The organism is Streptomyces sp. NBC_01689 (genome assembly GCF_036250675.1).
Taxonomy (GTDB): Bacteria; Actinomycetota; Actinomycetes; order Streptomycetales; family Streptomycetaceae; genus Streptomyces.
Genome location: NZ_CP109592.1, coordinates 4,133,675 through 4,150,053, shown reverse-complemented (window position 1 = coordinate 4,150,053; position 16,379 = coordinate 4,133,675). Strand labels below are relative to the sequence as shown.

Sequence of the window (16,379 nt, the reverse complement as noted above, 5' to 3'; positions counted from 1 at the left end):
CCCTCACGCACAACCAGGAGCAGCACCATGTACGAACTCAGAGGCGTCATCAAGCGCTACCAGCGGGGCAAGGGCACCGTCGAAGCGCTCGCCGGAATCGATCTGACCATCTCGGACGGGGACCGGCTCGTCATCCAGGGGCCCACGGGCGGCGGGAAGTCCACCCTGCTGCAGATGCTCGGCGGACTCGACCGGCCCACCGCGGGCAGCATCGAACTCGACGGTGTCGACCTCGCGAGACTTTCCGAGGCGAAGCTCACCAAGGTGCGCAGCGAGAACATCGGGTTCGTCTTCCAGAGCTTCAACCTGATCCCCACGCTCACCGCCCAGGAGAACGTGGAGACGGCCCTCGTCCCCCTCGGCGTGAAGGGCAAGGAGCGGCGCGCGCGGGCCGCCGAGGCGCTGGCGTCGGTGGGGCTCGCCGAGCGGCTCGGACATCTGCCCGCCGAGCTCTCCGGAGGTCAGCAGCAGCGCGTCGCCATCGCCCGTGCCCTGGTCAAGCAGCCGAAGGTACTGCTCGCGGACGAGCCCACCGGCAACCTCGACGAGTCCATGCGCGACGAGATCATGGACGTCCTGGAGACCATGTGGAAGGAGCGCGGACTGACGTTCATCATGGTCACCCACGACTCCGCGATCGCGCGGAAGGCCCCCCGCCTCGCGACGATCCGCAGGGGAAAGATCACCGTCAAGGAGAACGCGGGGGCGTGACGGACACGAGCGGACGCCCGCCGGAGGGAGACACGGCCCCGGCGGGCCTCCGTGTCCGCGAGGCGCCCGGGCGCCCGCCGCGAAGCACCCCGCCGTCCCGGGGGCCGGGGCCGCGGCGCGGGTACGACCGCCCGGACGTGCCTACGACTGGGCGCCGGCCCCCGCGCGGGTCGCGTCCGTGCCCCAGCTGGCCAGCAGCCGCAGGGCCTCCGCCGAGGCGGACCCCGGCTCGGCGTGATACGTGATCAGAGCCTGCTCGCTGTCGTCCGTCATCCGGAACGACTCGAACTGCAGAGCCAGGTCGCCGACCAGCGGATGGCGCAGCTCCTTCACGCCGTGGTTCTTCTCCTTCACGTCGTGCGTGGCCCACAGCCGCCGGAAGTCCGGGCTCTTCACGGAGAGCTCGCCGACCAGCGCCGACAGCCTGGGATCGTCCGGATGGCAGCCCGCGTCCATGCGCAGCATGCACACGATGTCGATCGCCTTCTGCTCCCAGTCCACGAACAGTTCGCGGTACTCGGGCCGCAGGAACACCAGCCGTGCCCAGTTCCGCTCGCCGGGCGCGAGCTCGGACCAGTCACCGAACACGGCGGCCGCCATCCGGTTCCAGACCAGGATGTCCGCCCGCCGCCCGGTGACGTACGCGGGCACGCCGTCCAGCATGTCCAGCAGATGCCGCAGCGCCACCCGCACGTGCTGCGGCCGGGCCGTCTGCTTCTTCTTGTGCTGCTTCGGCTTGGCGAGGTGGGTCAGGTGCGCGTGCTCCGCGTCCGACAGGCGCAGGGCGCGGGCGATGGCGTCGAGCACCTCCGCCGACACGTTCCGTCCGTTGCCCTGTTCGAGCCGGGTGTAGTAGGCGACGGAGACCCCGGCCAGCTGCGCCAGCTCCTCCCGCCGCAGCCCCGGCACGCGGCGGTGCCGCCCGAAGTCCGGCAGGCCCACGTCCTCCGGCTTCAGCCGGGCCCGCCGGGTGCGCAGGAACTCGCTGAGCTCGGCCCGCCGGTCCAGCGGCTGCCCGGCGTCCCCGGCGATCTCCTGGAAGGGCTGCTCGTTCATACGTCCAGTATTCATGGTCGTACGTACCGGAGCCTGACCCCGCCAGTAGTAGGACCACCGGTCGTACGCAAAGCCGTGGCCTGGGTGAAGGGCGCGCGAGGGGGCAGGCTGGTGAGCGTGCCCGGCGGATCAAGGAGCCGGGCGCAGACCACTCCTTAGGAGAACCCCCGGCATGACCACTGTTGCTGCGTACGCCGCCCCCGCCTCCAAGGCCCCGCTGGAGCGCACCACCATCGAGCGCCGCCCCGTGGGCGAGTTCGACGTCCTGATCGACATCAAGTTCGCCGGAATCTGCCACTCGGACATCCACCAGGCCCGCGAGGGCTGGGGTGAGGCGATCTTCCCGATGGTTCCCGGCCACGAGATCGCCGGCATCGTCTCCGAGGTCGGCCCCGGCGTCACCCGTTTCGCGGTCGGCGACCGCGTGGGTGTCGGCTGCATGGTCGACTCCTGCCGCGAGTGCGAGAACTGCAAGGCGGGCCTGGAGCAGTACTGCCTCAAGGGCAACGTCGGCACCTACAACGCCCTCGACAAGAACGGCGAGCCCACCTACGGCGGATACTCGGAGAAGATCGTCGTCGACGAGAACTTCACCGTCCGCATCCCTGACGGCCTCTCCCTCGACGTGGCCGCGCCCCTGCTCTGCGCCGGTATCACCACCTACTCGCCGCTCCGGCACTGGAACGCCGGCCCCGGCAAGAAGGTCGCGGTCCTCGGCATGGGCGGCCTCGGCCACATGGGCGTCAAGATCGCCCACGCGCTCGGCGCCGAGGTGACCGTGCTGTCGCAGTCCCTGCGCAAGAAGGACGACGGCCTGAAGCTGGGCGCCGACCACTACTACGCCACCAGTGACCCGAAGACGTTCGAGGAACTGCGCGGCAGCTTCGACATCATCCTGTCCACGGTCTCGGCGCCGCTCGACTTCGGCGCGTTCCTCTCGCTGCTGCGGACGGACGGCGCGCTGGTGAACGTCGGCGCCCCCGAGGAGCCGATCTCCCTCAACCTCTTCTCCGTGATCGGCGGCCGCAAGTCCCTTTCCGGCTCCGGCATCGGCGGCATCCAGGAGACCCAGGAGATGCTCGACTTCTGCGCGGAGCACGGCCTCGGCGCGGAGATCGAACTGATCAGCGCGTCCGAGATCAACGACGCGTACGAGCGGGTGCTGGCGAGCGACGTCCGCTACCGCTTCGTCATCGACACCGCGACGATCTAGCCGAGCGGGCGGACCGACGGGCGCGATCCGCCGGTCCGACGGGCGCGACGAGGGCGCCGACCGGTCACGGGACCGGTCGGCGCCCTCGTCTGTCCGGCCCTCGTCCTTGGCCCTCCCGTCCCGGGTGCGGCCCCGAGGGGCGCGGGATACGCTTTTCGACGGCAAGGTCAGGCTCTCCGGGCCGTTCCCGGGAGGCTTCCCGGGAGGAATTCCGGGCGCCGGAGCCCCTGTCGTGACGGTCAGTTCCTCCCCGTGACGACCAGTTGTCCGACCGAGACCCTCGACGGGCGTGGCACGTCCCGCGCGTACGCGGTGGCCATCGCCGTACCTCTTCTTGGAAGGCATGACTCTCGCTTCAGGGCGCCGTGGTGGTGCCGCGTGGGCGACCCGAAGGGCGCGCCCGGGTCCCGCCGCCGTGCGGCCCTGTGAAATGGAGGCCGGGATGAGAGTTGTCGTCGATCTTTCCCGGTGCCAGGGGTACGCCCAGTGCGCGTTCCTGGCCCCGGACGCGTTCCGGATGCACGGCGAGGAAGCGCTGATGTACGCCCCGAACCCCGACGACGCCCAGCGCGGGCAGGTCCTGCGCGCCGCGGCGGCCTGCCCGCTCCAGGCCATCCTGGTCGACCGGCTGGAGGAGCGGGACGCGCCGGTGGGGACGTCGCCGTCATGAGCAGCGCCCACACGCTGCAGCGGTTCAAGCGGGACGGCCGGGTGGTGATCGTCGGCGCGTCCCTGGCGGGGCTGCGCGCCGCGGAGGCCCTGCGCGGCGAGGGCTTCACCGGCTCGCTGACCATGATCGGTGACGAACTGGGAGAGCCCTACGACCGTCCTCCGCTGTCCAAACAGGTCCTCACCGGGTGGGTGCCGGCCGGGGGTACGACCCTGCCGCGGCGGTGCGACATCGACGCCGAGTGGCTCCTGGGCGTACCGGCCGACGGACTGGACCTGGCGGCCGACCAGGTACGGCTGGCCGACGGCCGCAGGATCCCCTTCGACCGCATGCTCATCGCCACCGGGGTACGGGCCCGGCCCTGGCCCGTCGAGGAGGAAGCGGCCCTGGACGGCGTGTTCGTCGTCCGTACCCGGGAGGACGCGGACGGTCTCCAGCGGGCGATCGCCGCCGGGCCCTCCCGCGTCCTGATCATCGGCGCGGGCTTCACCGGTTCCGAGATCGCCTCCGTCTGCCGCGAACGCGGTCTCCCCGTGACCGTCGCCGAACTCGGTCCCGCCCCGCTGGTCGGAGGACTCGGCGCGATGATCGGCGAGGTCGCCGCCGACATGCAGCGCGCCCACGGGGTCGACCTGCGCTGCGGGGTCAGGGTCACCCGGCTGGAGGGCGACGCCCACGGGCGGCTGCGGCGCGCCCACTTCTCCGACGGCGGCACCGTCGACGCGGAGGTCGCGGTGGTGGCGCTCGGCGGCATCCGCAACACCGAGTGGCTGCGGGACTCGGGACTGGCGGTGGGCGTGTGGGGAGTCGCCTGCGACGCGGGCTGCCGTGCCTTCGACCTCAACGGCCTGGTCACCGACGACATCTTCGTCGCCGGGGACGTCGCACGCAGCCCCAACCCGGTCTACGAGTACCGGTTCATCTCCCTGGAGCACTGGGCCAACGCCGTGGAACAGGCGGAGATCGCGGCCCACAACATGGTCAGCACCCAGGCCGACCGGTGGCCGCACCTGTCGATCCCGGCGTTCTGGTCGATCCAGTTCGGCGTCAACATCAAGTCCGTCGGGGTGCCGACGTACGCCGACGAGGTCGTCGTCGCCCAGGGGTCCGTGTCCGACCGCCGCTTCGTCGCGGCCTACGGATACCAGGGCCGGGTCACCGCGGCGGTCAGCTTCAACAACGCCAAGTGGCTCGACCACTATCGGCGGTTGATCGAGACGGCGGCGCCGTTCCCGCCGCCCTGCCCGACCCCCGACCAGCCCGTCGACGCGAAGCCGGTGCCGGTCGACTTCCCCGGACCCACCCTGCTCGCGCAGGGCGCCACCGTCGTCGTCACCGGACACGACCCGGGCGGACGACGGGTCACCGCCGTGCGGCAAGGGAGGTAGCGGGACGACGCCCCGGGCGGGACGAACGGGGAGGCACACACGAGGGACGGACGGACCGGGGACGCAGGAACGAGGGAGGCACGCGCCGGCGACGCGGGAACCAGGGACGTACGAAGGCGGGACGCAGGAACGAGGGACGCAGGAGGGAAGCGACATGACCACGACCGAGACGCCCGACACGCTGCGCCGGATCCTCGACCACTCCTCCCGGGCCGACCCCTACCCCCTCTACGCCGAACTGCGCCGGACCCCGGTGGCCCTGCAGGAGGACGGCAGTTACGTCATCAGTACCTACCGGGAGCTCACCGGCATCCTCCACGACCCGCGCCTGAGCTCCGACGTACGCAACCTGTCGCGGCCGATGGCGGCGGTCGAGGGACGCGCCACCCCGTCGTTCATCAACCTCGACCCGCCGGAGCACGACCGCCTGCGCCGGCTGGCGATGCGTCACTTCGGGCCGCCGCACACCCCGGGACTGGTCACCGGTCTGGAACCCGACCTGGCCGCCGTCGTCGGCGGCCTGATCGACGGCTTCGCGGACCAGGAACGCATCGATGTCGTCGACGACTTCGCCTACCCGTTCCCGGTCACCGTGATCTGCCGCCTGCTCGGTGTGCCGCGTGAGGACGAACCCCGGTTCCACGTCTGGGTGAACGCCATCATCGAGTCGATCGACTACGACCCCGGGACCGATCCGCCGGAGAAACTGGACAACGGCGTGCAGGCCACCAAGGACCTGCGCGAGTACCTCGGCGGACTGCTGGAGGGGCGCCACGGCCGCCCCGGTGACGACCTGCTGACCCGGCTGGCCAACGACGACGGCCCCGACGGGCGGATGACGGACGAGGAGATCATCAGCACCGCCAACCTGCTGCTCATCGCCGGCCACGAGACCACCGTCAACCTCATCGCCAACGGCGTGCTGACGCTGCTGCGCCACCCCGAGGTGCTGAACCGGCTGCGCGGCGAACCGGACCTGGTCGTACCACTGGTGGAGGAACTGCTGCGCTACGAGCCGCCGGTGCACATCATTCCCTGGCGGGCGGCGTACAGCGACATCACGGTCGGCGACACGGTCATCCCCAAGGGCTCGCAGATCATGCTCATGCTCGCGTCGGGCAGCCGCGACCCGGACCGCTTCGAGGACCCCGACCGCTTCACGCCCGACCGGCGGGACAACCAGCACCTGGGGTTCGGCAGCGGCATCCATCTGTGCTTCGGCGGACCGCTGGCCCGACTGGAGACCCAGATCGCGCTGACCGAGCTGGTACGCCGCCTGGAACGGCCGGGGCTGGTCGTCGACCCGCCGCCGTACCGGCCCAGCCCCGTCCTGCGGGGCCCTCTGCACCTGTACGTGGAGCAGGGCTGAGCGGTGCCCGTACGCCGGCCCGGCCGTGCGGCGCGCGGCCGGCTGCCGTGACGTCAGCGGGGCCCCGGAGCCTGATCGCTCCGGGGCCCCGCTGACGGTGTGCGGCTCAGCGGCGCGTCAGCGCCTCACGCAGCACGTCGTACACGTGGGTGTTGGCGTGCTTGCCGGTGAAACGGTCGGACAGCGGGCCGGCCGCGGTCACGGGCACGTCCACGCCGGTGTGGCCGGACGTGGTCCAGTCGACGTAGAAGCTCTTGTCGCTGCCGCGGATGCTGAACGGACCGTCCTCGGCGGAGATGCCGGTGCCGGACTCGTCGGCGGCGTCCGACTCCTCGACGGCCAGGCCGCCGGTCTCGTGGTCGCCGGTGATGACCAGCAGGGTGTCGGAGTGGGTGGCGACGTACGCGCGGGCGACCGCCACGGCCTTCTCCAGCTCCTGCATGGACTGCAGGGTGCGGGTGGCGTTGTTGGAGTGCGCGAACTCGTCGGTGCCCTCCTCCTCGACCATGAGGAAGAAGCCCTTCTTGTTCTTGTCCAGCGTGCTCAGGGCCTTGCTGGTCATGGTGGAGAGACCGACGACCGGGCTGTACACGTCGCCCTGGCCCTCGGGACGCTGCTGGAACATCTCCTCGTTGGCGAAGAGACCGAGGAGCTTGCCGTCCTTGGCGCGGCTGAGCTGGTCCGCGCTGTTGACGTAGGAGTAACCGGCCTTCTTGGCCTTCTTGATGAGGTCGCCCTTGGTGCCCTTGCTCGCCTCGGACGGGTCCTCGGCGGGCTGGTCCTTGAACGCGCCGGCGCTGCCCGCGGGCAGCCACCAGTCCTCGCCACCGCCCAGGATGACGTCGGGCTTGCTGACCTCGATGTACTGGCGCGCGATCTCGTCCTGCGCCGAACGGTTGGCGGTGTTCGAGAAGAACGCCGCCGGCGAGGCGTCGGTGACCTGCGCGGTGGTGACCAGGCCGGTCGCCTTCCCGGCCGCCTTGGCCTGCTGGCCGAGGGTGGCCAGCGGGTTGCCGTCCACGTCGACGCTGATCGCGCCGTTGTAGGTCTTCTCACCGGTGGCCCACGCGGTCGCCGCGGCGGCCGAGTCGGTGACGACGGCCTTCGGGTCGTCCGGCTCGGTGGTGAGCTGGCCCGAGACGGGGAGCTTGTCCATCGCGAGCTGGCCGTTCAGGCCGGCCAGGTGCAGACGGGCGGCCTGACGCATGGCGGCGCCCATGCCGTCGCCGTTGATGAAGATGACGTTCTTGGCGGTCGGGGCCTTGGCCTTGGCCGCGGCCTGCGGAGCCGAGGCCGAAGCGCCCAGCGTCGGGTTGACCACCATCGTGACGACGGCGGCCGCGACTGCGGCGGCTGCGGGGGCGGCGAACCGCCGGGCCCTACGGGCATCCAGGGACACAACGTCCTCCATTGCTGTTCTTGCCCATCACTTGACCGCGAACATAAAGTTCTTTGGGGGGAGGACGGCCAAGAACAGATGTCCAGTGCACGACGAGATCATCAGCGCCAGGTAAACGCGCAGGTCCCGCACCCACACCACTTGTCCGGACAGGTCGCGCGAGCGGGGACGTCGTCGACTCGGGAGCGGATATCCGGCCGTGGGCGGAAGATGACGATGGCCACCACCATGAGGACGGCGCCCACCGTGCCGATCGGAGCCACGGCTCAGGCTTCTTCAGCCGACGGAAGCTGAGGGCGGAACGCCGCGTTCCCCGGGCCCGTTCCGCGAGTTCCCAGCCGCACCCTTCCACACGGACTCCCGAAGATCTCGTCACAGTCTGATGCGCAATCCTCGGATTCCGTGCGCGGACGGCCACCGTGCAGCAACACGACTCCCTGAAAGTGACGTCGAGAGCATCCTGATACGGACTGGTTGGGAGGGTCTGTGCCGCCGTCATCCGCACTCAACGACCGATATCATCGCGACCTCGCGCGGGTGGTCGTACTGCGCTGGTTCGGGATTCGCGCAGACAACAGGGCGCGCAAGAACATCTGGAGCCCGCGGGGCAGCACGCTCTACTTCGCGGTGATCCTCGCACCCCCGGTGATCGCGGCCGCGCATCAGTTCTGGGGGCACCCGACCTCACGAGGCCGGAACGCCTATCTCTTCTGGATCTGCTACTACGTGCCCCTCGACCTCATTCTGGTGCTTGCCGCATGGTCCGGGTGCCGAGCGTTCCACCGAGCGCTGCCGAGTGTCGACAGGATGCTGACTCCTCGTGGAGCCAGGGAAGTGCACGCCTGGATCAGCCGAGGCCTGCGTCCGTGGCGCCAGGAGCGCTGGATGCTGACGGGCTCGGCAGTGGCGTGCCTGATGCTCTGGGCGCTGTCCGACGTCGAGCAGGTCGTCCAGCACATGTACATCGACGCGGCGTCGTACGTGTCGGTCACCGTGTCGGGCGCTGGTGGTGCGAACGGCCTGTACTGGTTGTTCCGGGCGTCGCGACTGTCGAGGATCATCACCAAGACCGGTCACCTCAGGCTGACATGGTCGGCACCCGCCCGCACACCGGGCATCGAAGCCCTCTCACGCTGGTACCGCATAGTGACGCTGTGGTGCGTGTTCGGAGCCGCCCTCGCGTTCGCGCCATGGGTGTGGCTCTCGCCGTTCGTGGCACAGAACGGCGCCTATCTCACGACGAAATGGGTGGTGGCCGCCATCATCCTGCTCTCCATCCTCCTCTACGGCTTCTACTCGCAATGGCGTCTGTCTCAGGCCGTCCTCGAGAAACGCATGGCCGTCCTGCGGGTCATGGAGCGTCGGCTCCCCAAGCAGCCGCCCGGGACGCGCCCCTTCACCGAGCACGAGAAGCAGTTGGTGGAGTTGTTCACCAAGGTCTCCGAAAGCCCGTCAGGTGTGGTGAACGCGCAGACCCTGGCCTCCACGCTCGTCTCGGTCGCCGCCGTCCTCGTGCCGCTGGCCGTGGCCGCCCTGGTGCGCTGAACCGTCGACGCGTTCCATCCGCGTCCGTGGCCCAGTTGCCTGCGGTCGGTGGACCGATGTCCCCTGCCTCCCCGAGAACCCGGCCACCCGGCCGACACGACGGAGCTATGACGGAAACAGCCACCCCATCGCGGCGAGGCTCTTGTCGACGTACGTGTTCTGGTCCGTCTCGATGCCGTGGGCGAGGTCCTCGAAGACGCCGCACCTCGCGTAGAACACGGCGCGTTCGCGGAGCGCCGTGAGGTCGTCGGCGCCGGGGCGGTAGCCGGCGAGGGCGGCGCGGGTGGCGGCCGGGCCGAGATCGCGGTGGAGCAGCCCGAAGTCGTGGGCCGGGTCGACGACGGCCGCGTCGCTCCAGTCGATGACGCCGGTCACCGCCCAGGTCACCGGGTCGACGAGAACGTGTTCGATCCCCAGGTCGTTGTGGGAGAACACCACGGTGCGGCCGGCGGGCGGCGGCGCGGTCTCCAGGAAGGACTCGACGGCGCGTCGGTGCGACGCGGGTATCCGCCCGGCCACCGTCGCGTGGGTCTCCGCGGCCTGCCGCAGCCACTCGGTGGGCGACGGGTGGTCCGTGTCCACCAGTCCGGCCGCCCGATCGACCGGTACGGCGTGCAGCGCGGCGAGGAACGCGCCGAGCGTGGCGGCGATCGACGTGACATGGTCCGCTCGCCGGTGCCGGGGCATGTCCAGCAGCGGGACGCCGGGGAGTTTGCGGTAGGCCAGACATCCCCGCTCCTCGACCGTGAACAGCGGTTCGGGGACGGGCAGCGGCGAGATGCCCGCCACGGCGGAGAGCACGCGGGCCTCATGGCGTACCAGGGCGGCCCGCCGTACCGGGTCGGGCTCCTTGCGGAAGCGCACGACCAGTTCACCGTCGACCTCGTACGCCACGTTGTCCAGGCCCTCGCCGAGCCGCACCACGGACCCGGTCCGACGGCCGGGCAGGTGCGTGGCGACGATCTCGCGGACGTCCGCCGGGCCGTCGTGGCCGCGACCGGTCATGTGCCGCCCCCTGGTGGTCGATCAGACGCGCAGACCCTGAAGCCCCTCGTAGGCGGCCATCACCATCTCCAGCCCCCGGTGGTCGGCCGACGGCTCGCGCATCTGATGGGTCACGTAGGCCACCGTCATACGGCTCGCGGGGTCGATGACGACCAGGGAACCGCCCCAGCCGCCCCACCCGTAGAGGCTGTCGAACAGTCCGTAGCCCAGGCCCCACCGCATGGGCGTGCCCAGGATGCGGTCCTCGCCGCTGAACTGCTCCTGGCGCGCGAGGTCACAGCCCGCCCGCGACAGCAGTCGTGTCCCGTGCAGCGTTCCGCCGCAGGCCAGCACCGACTGCACGAGGGCGACCGAGCGGGCGTTGCCGAATCCGTTCCCCGCGGGGATCTCCGCACGGCGCCAGGCCACGCTGTTGCCGTCGCGGACCCGAATGGGGGTCGCGGCGCCGGGGGACGCCTTGCCGCCGGCCGCGCCCGCGGTGTAGTTCTCGTCGTGCGAGGGCGGCGGGACCGAGAGCGCCACCCGGTGGTCGTGCTCGGCGGCCAGCCCGATACGGAAGTCGGCGCCCAGCGGTCCGGCCACCTCCTCCGCGAAGAACTCGCCCAGGCCTCGGCCGGTGATCCGGCGGACGACCTCGCCGACGAGGAACCCCTGGGTGAGCGAGTGGTATCCGGCCGCGGTACCCGGCTCCCACTGCGGAGCCTGCGCGGCCAGCCGTGCCGTGGCGGACGGCCAGTCGTAAAGCTCCTCGACGGGACCCTCCCAGTCGGGCAGGCCCGCGGTGTGCGAGAGCAGATGCCGCACCAGCACCTTCTCCTTGCCCGCGGCGGCGAACTCGGGCCAGTACCGTCCGACCGGCGCGTCCAGGTCGAGGTCGCCGCGGTCGGCGAGGAGCAGCGCGCACAGCGCCGTCATCGTCTTGGTGACGGACCAGACGTTGGTGATCGTGTCCCGCCGCCACGGGAGGGTGCGGTCCGCGTCGACGAACCCGCCCCAGACGTCCACCACCGGCTCGCCGTCGACGAAGACGGCCACCGAGGCACCGGCGTCCCCCTCGTCCAGCAACGCGGACAGCGCACCGGGCACGGCGGTGAACAGGTCGTCGTACGAGCCCTGGATGTCGGCCATGGCTGGCTTTCTAGCCCGCGGCGCCGACGCACCGCAACCGAATTCCGGACGGGCGCCGGTCGCCGGACGGTGTGGGAGGGGGAGGGGCACAGCCGGGGGACGGACCCGGAGCGGGACACGCGGAACCGGGGCCCCGCCCGGCCCCCTTCGGCATGCGGCGCCTTCACCCGGCTCCCGGCCGCGCCGCCTCCGTACACTGGCGGGCATGGCATGCCGCATCAGCGAACTGGTCATCGACGTCGCCGACCCCGAGCGGCTCGCCGCGTTCTGGAGCGAGGTCCTCGGTTACGTCGAACTCGCCCGCGAGGCCGACGGAAGCATCGAGATCGGCCCGCCCGACGCCGGGTTCGGCGGCCCGCAGCCCACCCTCGTCCTCAGCCCCGGCAACGAGCCGCGCAACGGCAAGCTCCGGCTGCACATCGACGTCAACGCCACCGACCGCGACCAGGACGCCGAGCTGGAACGACTGCTCGCCCTCGGCGCCAGGCCCGTCGACATCGGCCAGACCGGCGACGAGAGCTGGCACGTCCTGGCCGACCCGGAAGGCAACGAATTCTGCCTCCTGCACCGCCGCCTCCAGCCGCTCTGACCGGCGGCGACGGTCATGTGTGCGGCAGGCTCTGTTCCGTCCAGACGGTCTTGCCGTCGTGGGTGTAGCGGGTTCCCCACCGCTCCGTGAGCTGCGCGACGAGGAAGAGCCCTCGTCCGCCCTCGTCCGTGCTGAGGGCCCGTCGCAGATGAGGGGAGGTGTGGCTGGTGTCCGACACCTCGCAGATCAGGCAGTGCGTACGGATCAGACGGAGGGTGACGGGGCCCTCCGCGTACCGGTAGGTGTTGGTGACGAGCTCGCTGGCGACCAGTTCGGTGGTGAAGGCCAGTTCCTCCAGACCCCATTCCGTCAGTTTCGCCGTGGCCAGCTCCCTGGCGCGGGCGGCGGCGGTCGCCTCCAGGGGAAGTTCCCAGATGGCGACGTCCTGCGGCGGAAGCACCCTGGTACGGGCGATGAGCAGCGCGACGTCGTCGGTGGGCAGGTGCTCCTTCGGCAGCAGCGCCTCGACCACGGCGCGGCAGGTGCTCTCCAGGGGATCGACGGCGTGGGTGAGACACGCCTGCAGGCGTTCCAGCGCGGCGTCGACGTCGCCGTTGCGCGCCTCCAGAAGACCGTTGGTGTAGAGCGTGAGCAGGCTGCCCTCGGGGAGATCGAGGTCGTACGTCTCGAACGGCAGTCCGCCGAGCCCCAGCGGCGGCCCCGCGGGCAGGTCGAGCACGGTCACCTCGCCGTCCGGGGTGGACACCACCGGGGCCGGGTGTCCGGCACGGGCCAGGGAGCAGTGCCGGGAGACGGGGTCGTAGACCGCGTACACGCAGGTCGCCCCGAGCATCTGCTCCACCGCGGACCCGCTGCCGCCGGCGTTCGCCTCCAGTTCGGCGGCGAGCAGGCTGACCAGGTCGTCGAGGCGCGCCACCACCTCGTCCGGTTCCAGATCGAGGCTGGCCAGGGTGCGTACGGCGGCGCGCAGGCGGCCCATCGAGGCCGCGGCGTGGATCCCGTGGCCGACCACGTCCCCGACGACGAGCGCGACCCGGGCCCCGGACAGCGGGATCACGTCGAACCAGTCACCGCCGATGCCCGGTTCACCGCTCGCCGGGAGGTAGCGGCAGGCCACCTCGACCGCGGGCAGGTCGGACGCCGCGCTCGGCAGCAGACTGCGCTGGAGCGTCAGCGCGGCGCTCTGCTGCTGGGTGAAGCGGCGCGCGTTGTCGATGCAGACGGCCGCACGCGAGGAGAGCTCGTGGGCCACCGCGGCATCGTCGTCCTCGAAGGGCTCCGAGTGACCCACACGCCACAGACTCACCACGCCCAGGACGAGACCGCGCGCGACCAGGGGCACCACGATCAGCGAGTGGACGCCCAGGCCCATGGCGATCTCGATGCGCCGCCGGTCCATGGCGTACCACTCGGGCCGGAGGGCCAGCAGCCGGTCGAGGATCGGGCGCCGCTCGGCCAGACAGCGCGCCTGCGGGGAGTCCGGAAGGAGCGGGACGACCTCGCCCTCCTGGTACGGGACCCGCCGTTCCGCGGGCGAGAGGGCCACCCGCAGCAGCGGGCCGGTCACGGCGGGATGCGGCTCGTCGCCGACCGTCACCGGCTGCAGGAGGTCCACCGAGCAGTAGTCGGCCAGGCCGTCCGCGGCCACCTCGGCCAGCTCCCGGGCCGTCTGCGTCACGTCGAGCGAGGTTCCGATCCGGGCGCTCGCCTCGTTCATCAGGGCGAGCCTGCGGCGGGCGCGGTGGCGGTCGGTCACGTCCTCGATCGTCTCGGCCACGCCGAGGATCCGGCCGGAGGGATCCTCCATCCGGAACGCCGAGACGGACACGATCCGCTCCCGGCCCGGATCGTGGCGGGCCCGCGCCGACTGTTCCGTGAAGATCAGCGGTTCGCCGGTCTCCAGGACGTGCCGCACCCGCTCCTCGGCCGGTCCCGCGTCCTCGTCGACCATGAACTCGCGGGGGCGGTGACCCACCGGTGCCTCGGCCGGCACACCGCTCGCCTTCTCGACCGCTCGGTTGACCCGGATCACCTTCCTGTCCGGGCCGTGGATCACCAGACCGATCGGGGACCGGTGGTACAGGCCGTCCAGCAGCGCACGGTCGCGCTGCCAGGCGAAGACCTCGGCGGCGGGGGCTCCGACCAGGACCCATTCCCGACGGTCGCCGTCCCTGATGACCGCGCGGGCCCGGAAGCCCATCTCCACGGTCCGTCCGTCGCGGTGCCGGACGGGCAGGACCCCGAACCAGCCTCCCGTCCGCAGCGCCTCCACGACGACGGGCCGTACGACGGGCAGGTCACGGGCGTCCACCAGGAGGTCCTGCCACGCCCGTCCGATCACCTCACCGGCCGGATAGCCCAGCAGCTCCTGCGCCCGTGCGCTCCAGCCGACCACGGCGCCCCGGTCGTCCAGTACGGCCGAGGCACCGCGGCCGAGGGCGAACGGGTCCTCGGGGCTCTCGCTGAAATGCATCGACGGCATCCCCATAGCCACCACCTTGCCTACATGCCTCCGATGTTCCTCCCCGAGGTCCGCGTCCGCGACTCTCCGGTTTCGCCCCGCTCCGTCCGTTCCGCGGGCCGGGAGGTCAGGAGCCGGATGTACGTATTCCACGGTGCGTACGTCGGCCGGTGGGATGCGGTGGCTCGGCCGTGCAACTGTTCGGGGGCGGCAGGAGTCTAGCGAGGGCAGTGGTGTTCTCCCGGAGGACACCTCCCGTTCGCCCGCGCTCCGACAGAGGTCCTCTCCATGCCGATGCTCCCGCACCACCGTCGCGCCTCCCGTGCCGCTGTTGCCGCCCTCGGCGCCGCCGGCCTGATCGCGCTGGCCGCGGCTCCCGCCGCCTTCGCCGACGACACCGCACCCGAACTGACCGTCGGAGGTGTCGAGCCGATCAGCGGGGTGAAACCGGGGAGCACCTTCGACGTGTCGGCCGCCGTGTCGAACAAGGGCACCGGAGCCGCCGAGAAGGTCTGGGTCACCTATGCCGTCACCCGGGGGCTCGACGTCGCGGAGATTCCCTCCAACTGCTGGAGCCAGCGTGTCCGGCCCTACGACGAGATGCCCGAGAGGCTGACCGTGGTGTGCGGGTTCGACCAGGCGGTGGAGCCGGGCGTCGTCTATACGACCGACAGGCCGTTCCGGGTCACCGCCCTGGACCGCGCGTTCCACGACGAGCTGCGCCTGCGCGTCGGGGCGGACGAGCCGGGGCCGGACGACAACGGCTCCGAGCCGGTGACGGGAACCGCGCCCGCGCTGGAACTGGTCGAGAGGCAGGCCGGGGGTGAGGGGACCCGGCAGGTCGTCGACGTGCCCGTCACCGCCGTCAACACGGCCGACTACCAGGTGACGGGTGCCGCGCTGAAGGGGCGCGTCGGGGACACCGTTCCGATGAAGGTGGAGTTCCACAACGCCGGGCCCGCCTGGATCATGCCCCGGCCCGGGGACAAGGCCGTGAGCGTCGTGATCACGCCGCCCGCCGGGACGTCGGTCGTCAAGACCGCCATGTTCTGCCGGGCCGAGGGGAAGGCCTACCGCTGCGGCATGAGGGCGCCGGCGCTCAACGAGGACGGCCAGGAGACCTACACCTTCCAGCTGAAGATCGACAAGCGCGCGGCGCACGCCAAGGGCTCCGTCGCCCTGAGCACCGAGGCACGGCCGTTCGACCCCGACAAGACCAACGACAGGGCCGACATCACCCTGGACGTCACGGGCGGCGGGCCGACGGGCTCGACGGGCGGGTCGACCGGCGGATCGGCCGGCTCGGGCGGTGGGTCGGCCGGCGGGACCGGTGGGTCGTCCAGTGGTGGTTCGGGCGGGTCGGCCGGTGGTTCGGGCGGCGGGTCGGTCGGCGGGTCGTCGTCGACCGGCGGTGACGGGACGGCGACGAACGGCGGCGCTCTGGCGGCGACCGGGTCCTCGGCGCTGCCGATCGCCGGTGTGGCCGCCGCGGCGATGGTCACGGGTGCGGGCACGCTCGTCGTCGTACGCCGCCGACGGGCCCAGAACCCGAGCTGACGCCCGTTCGAACTGCTTGCCGATCGACGTCCCGCGGTCCCCCTTCCACAGGGTGGGGAAAAGTCCGCTCCGGACGGCGGGCAGTCCGCGCTGCACAGCGGACGGCCACCACCGGCACGCGGATCGCCGGGTGCGCATGGAGGGCGTCGAAAATCGGTGGTCGCGAGGCCGGGCCGGGCCCACGCTGTACGCCATCGAGGGCAGTCACCGTCCGAGGCTGCTCCACTCCACGTCGATGCCGTCTCGTGGAGACATGCGCGGGGTCGTGTGCCCGGGCCGGCGGCCGCCGTTCGGATCGCCCGAGGCGGCCCTTCAGGTGACTGCCGG

The 16,379-nt window shown here is 71.4% G+C and carries 13 protein-coding genes; 8 read left to right on the top strand and 5 right to left on the bottom strand.

Translation table 11 applies throughout. The features are described from left to right. The first annotated feature begins 27 nt into the window (after nucleotides 1–27). Nucleotides 28–711: an ABC transporter ATP-binding protein gene (locus OG776_RS17500; RefSeq protein ID WP_329321537.1), complete on the top strand. Its 684-nt coding sequence runs from the start codon at nucleotides 28–30 to the stop codon at nucleotides 709–711. A gap of 141 nt (nucleotides 712–852) precedes the next feature. On the opposite strand, the gene OG776_RS17495 is transcribed toward OG776_RS17500, so the two are convergent. Further along, nucleotides 853–1,767: a helix-turn-helix domain-containing protein gene (locus tag OG776_RS17495; RefSeq protein WP_148010188.1), complete on the bottom strand. Its 915-nt coding sequence runs from the start codon at nucleotides 1,765–1,767 to the stop codon at nucleotides 853–855. A gap of 172 nt (nucleotides 1,768–1,939) precedes the next feature. On the opposite strand from OG776_RS17495, the gene OG776_RS17490 reads away from it, so the two are divergent. The 4 genes from OG776_RS17490 to OG776_RS17475 all read left to right on the top strand — a co-directional run bounded on the left by OG776_RS17490 (nucleotide 1,940) and on the right by OG776_RS17475 (nucleotide 6,407). Then, nucleotides 1,940–2,980 carry an NAD(P)-dependent alcohol dehydrogenase gene (locus OG776_RS17490; protein ID WP_148010189.1) on the top strand — a complete coding sequence of 347 codons (1,041 nt, stop codon included), beginning with the start codon at nucleotides 1,940–1,942 and terminating at the stop codon, nucleotides 2,978–2,980. Between the two features lie 442 nt (nucleotides 2,981–3,422). After that, the gene (locus OG776_RS17485) at nucleotides 3,423–3,650 is read left to right on the top strand and encodes a ferredoxin (protein ID WP_148010190.1); all 228 of its coding nucleotides are present in this window, start codon (nucleotides 3,423–3,425) and stop codon (nucleotides 3,648–3,650) included. Next, nucleotides 3,647–5,038, top strand: coding sequence for an NAD(P)/FAD-dependent oxidoreductase (locus OG776_RS17480; RefSeq protein ID WP_148010191.1), 1,392 nt, complete (start codon nucleotides 3,647–3,649; stop codon nucleotides 5,036–5,038). The genes OG776_RS17485 and OG776_RS17480 overlap by 4 nt, the downstream gene beginning before the upstream one ends. Before the next feature lie 154 nt (nucleotides 5,039–5,192). Then, the gene (locus OG776_RS17475; RefSeq protein ID WP_148010192.1) at nucleotides 5,193–6,407 is read left to right on the top strand and encodes a cytochrome P450; all 1,215 of its coding nucleotides are present in this window, start codon (nucleotides 5,193–5,195) and stop codon (nucleotides 6,405–6,407) included. Between the two features lie 106 nt (nucleotides 6,408–6,513). On the opposite strand, the gene OG776_RS17470 is transcribed toward OG776_RS17475, so the two are convergent. Beyond that, a complete protein-coding gene (locus OG776_RS17470) occupies nucleotides 6,514–7,818 on the bottom strand; it encodes an alkaline phosphatase (RefSeq protein WP_261994622.1) in 1,305 nt (434 codons plus the stop codon). Between the two features lie 474 nt (nucleotides 7,819–8,292). Here OG776_RS17470 and OG776_RS17465 point away from each other — a divergent pair, with 474 nt between their 5' ends. Further along, a complete protein-coding gene (locus OG776_RS17465; RefSeq protein WP_329321532.1) occupies nucleotides 8,293–9,351 on the top strand; it encodes a hypothetical protein in 1,059 nt (352 codons plus the stop codon). Nucleotides 9,352–9,456: 105 nt separating this feature from the next. Here OG776_RS17465 and OG776_RS17460 read toward each other — a convergent pair whose 3' ends face one another. Both OG776_RS17460 and OG776_RS17455 read right to left on the bottom strand, forming a co-directional pair. Further along, on the bottom strand, nucleotides 9,457–10,356 hold the full coding sequence (locus OG776_RS17460) for a phosphotransferase family protein (RefSeq protein WP_148010194.1): 900 nt from the start codon (nucleotides 10,354–10,356) through the stop codon (nucleotides 9,457–9,459). 21 nt (nucleotides 10,357–10,377) lie between these two features. Next, nucleotides 10,378–11,484: a serine hydrolase domain-containing protein gene (locus OG776_RS17455; protein ID WP_329321530.1), complete on the bottom strand. Its 1,107-nt coding sequence runs from the start codon at nucleotides 11,482–11,484 to the stop codon at nucleotides 10,378–10,380. 205 nt (nucleotides 11,485–11,689) lie between these two features. Between OG776_RS17455 and OG776_RS17450 the strand changes: the two genes are divergently transcribed. Beyond that, on the top strand, nucleotides 11,690–12,073 hold the full coding sequence (locus OG776_RS17450; RefSeq protein WP_148012691.1) for a VOC family protein: 384 nt from the start codon (nucleotides 11,690–11,692) through the stop codon (nucleotides 12,071–12,073). Between the two features lie 13 nt (nucleotides 12,074–12,086). Here OG776_RS17450 and OG776_RS17445 read toward each other — a convergent pair whose 3' ends face one another. Next, entirely contained in the window at nucleotides 12,087–14,522 is a 2,436-nt protein-coding gene (locus OG776_RS17445) for a SpoIIE family protein phosphatase (protein ID WP_148012692.1), read from the bottom strand. A 261-nt stretch (nucleotides 14,523–14,783) separates the two neighbouring features. Between OG776_RS17445 and OG776_RS17440 the strand changes: the two genes are divergently transcribed. Next, nucleotides 14,784–16,052 (top strand): hypothetical protein, encoded by a 1,269-nt coding sequence (locus tag OG776_RS17440; protein ID WP_148012693.1) that lies wholly within the window; start codon nucleotides 14,784–14,786, stop codon nucleotides 16,050–16,052. Nucleotides 16,053–16,379 lie beyond the last annotated feature (327 nt).

Excerpts from the sequence above, each read along its gene's own strand:
- OG776_RS17485 (WP_148010190.1), top strand. The coding sequence starts at position 3,423 with ATGAGAGTTGTCGTCGATCTTTCCCGGTGCCAGGGGTACGCCCAGTGC.
- OG776_RS17440 (WP_148012693.1), top strand. The coding sequence starts at position 14,784 with ATGCCGATGCTCCCGCACCACCGTCGCGCCTCCCGTGCCGCTGTTGCC.
- OG776_RS17480 (WP_148010191.1), top strand. The coding sequence starts at position 3,647 with ATGAGCAGCGCCCACACGCTGCAGCGGTTCAAGCGGGACGGCCGGGTG.
- OG776_RS17470 (WP_261994622.1), bottom strand. The coding sequence starts at position 7,818 with ATGGAGGACGTTGTGTCCCTGGATGCCCGTAGGGCCCGGCGGTTCGCC.
- OG776_RS17455 (WP_329321530.1), bottom strand. The coding sequence starts at position 11,484 with ATGGCCGACATCCAGGGCTCGTACGACGACCTGTTCACCGCCGTGCCC.
- OG776_RS17500 (WP_329321537.1), top strand. The coding sequence starts at position 28 with ATGTACGAACTCAGAGGCGTCATCAAGCGCTACCAGCGGGGCAAGGGC.
- OG776_RS17445 (WP_148012692.1), bottom strand. The coding sequence starts at position 14,522 with ATGGGGATGCCGTCGATGCATTTCAGCGAGAGCCCCGAGGACCCGTTC.
- OG776_RS17495 (WP_148010188.1), bottom strand. The coding sequence starts at position 1,767 with ATGAACGAGCAGCCCTTCCAGGAGATCGCCGGGGACGCCGGGCAGCCG.
- OG776_RS17475 (WP_148010192.1), top strand. The coding sequence starts at position 5,193 with ATGACCACGACCGAGACGCCCGACACGCTGCGCCGGATCCTCGACCAC.
- OG776_RS17460 (WP_148010194.1), bottom strand. The coding sequence starts at position 10,356 with ATGACCGGTCGCGGCCACGACGGCCCGGCGGACGTCCGCGAGATCGTC.
- OG776_RS17450 (WP_148012691.1), top strand. The coding sequence starts at position 11,690 with ATGGCATGCCGCATCAGCGAACTGGTCATCGACGTCGCCGACCCCGAG.
- OG776_RS17490 (WP_148010189.1), top strand. The coding sequence starts at position 1,940 with ATGACCACTGTTGCTGCGTACGCCGCCCCCGCCTCCAAGGCCCCGCTG.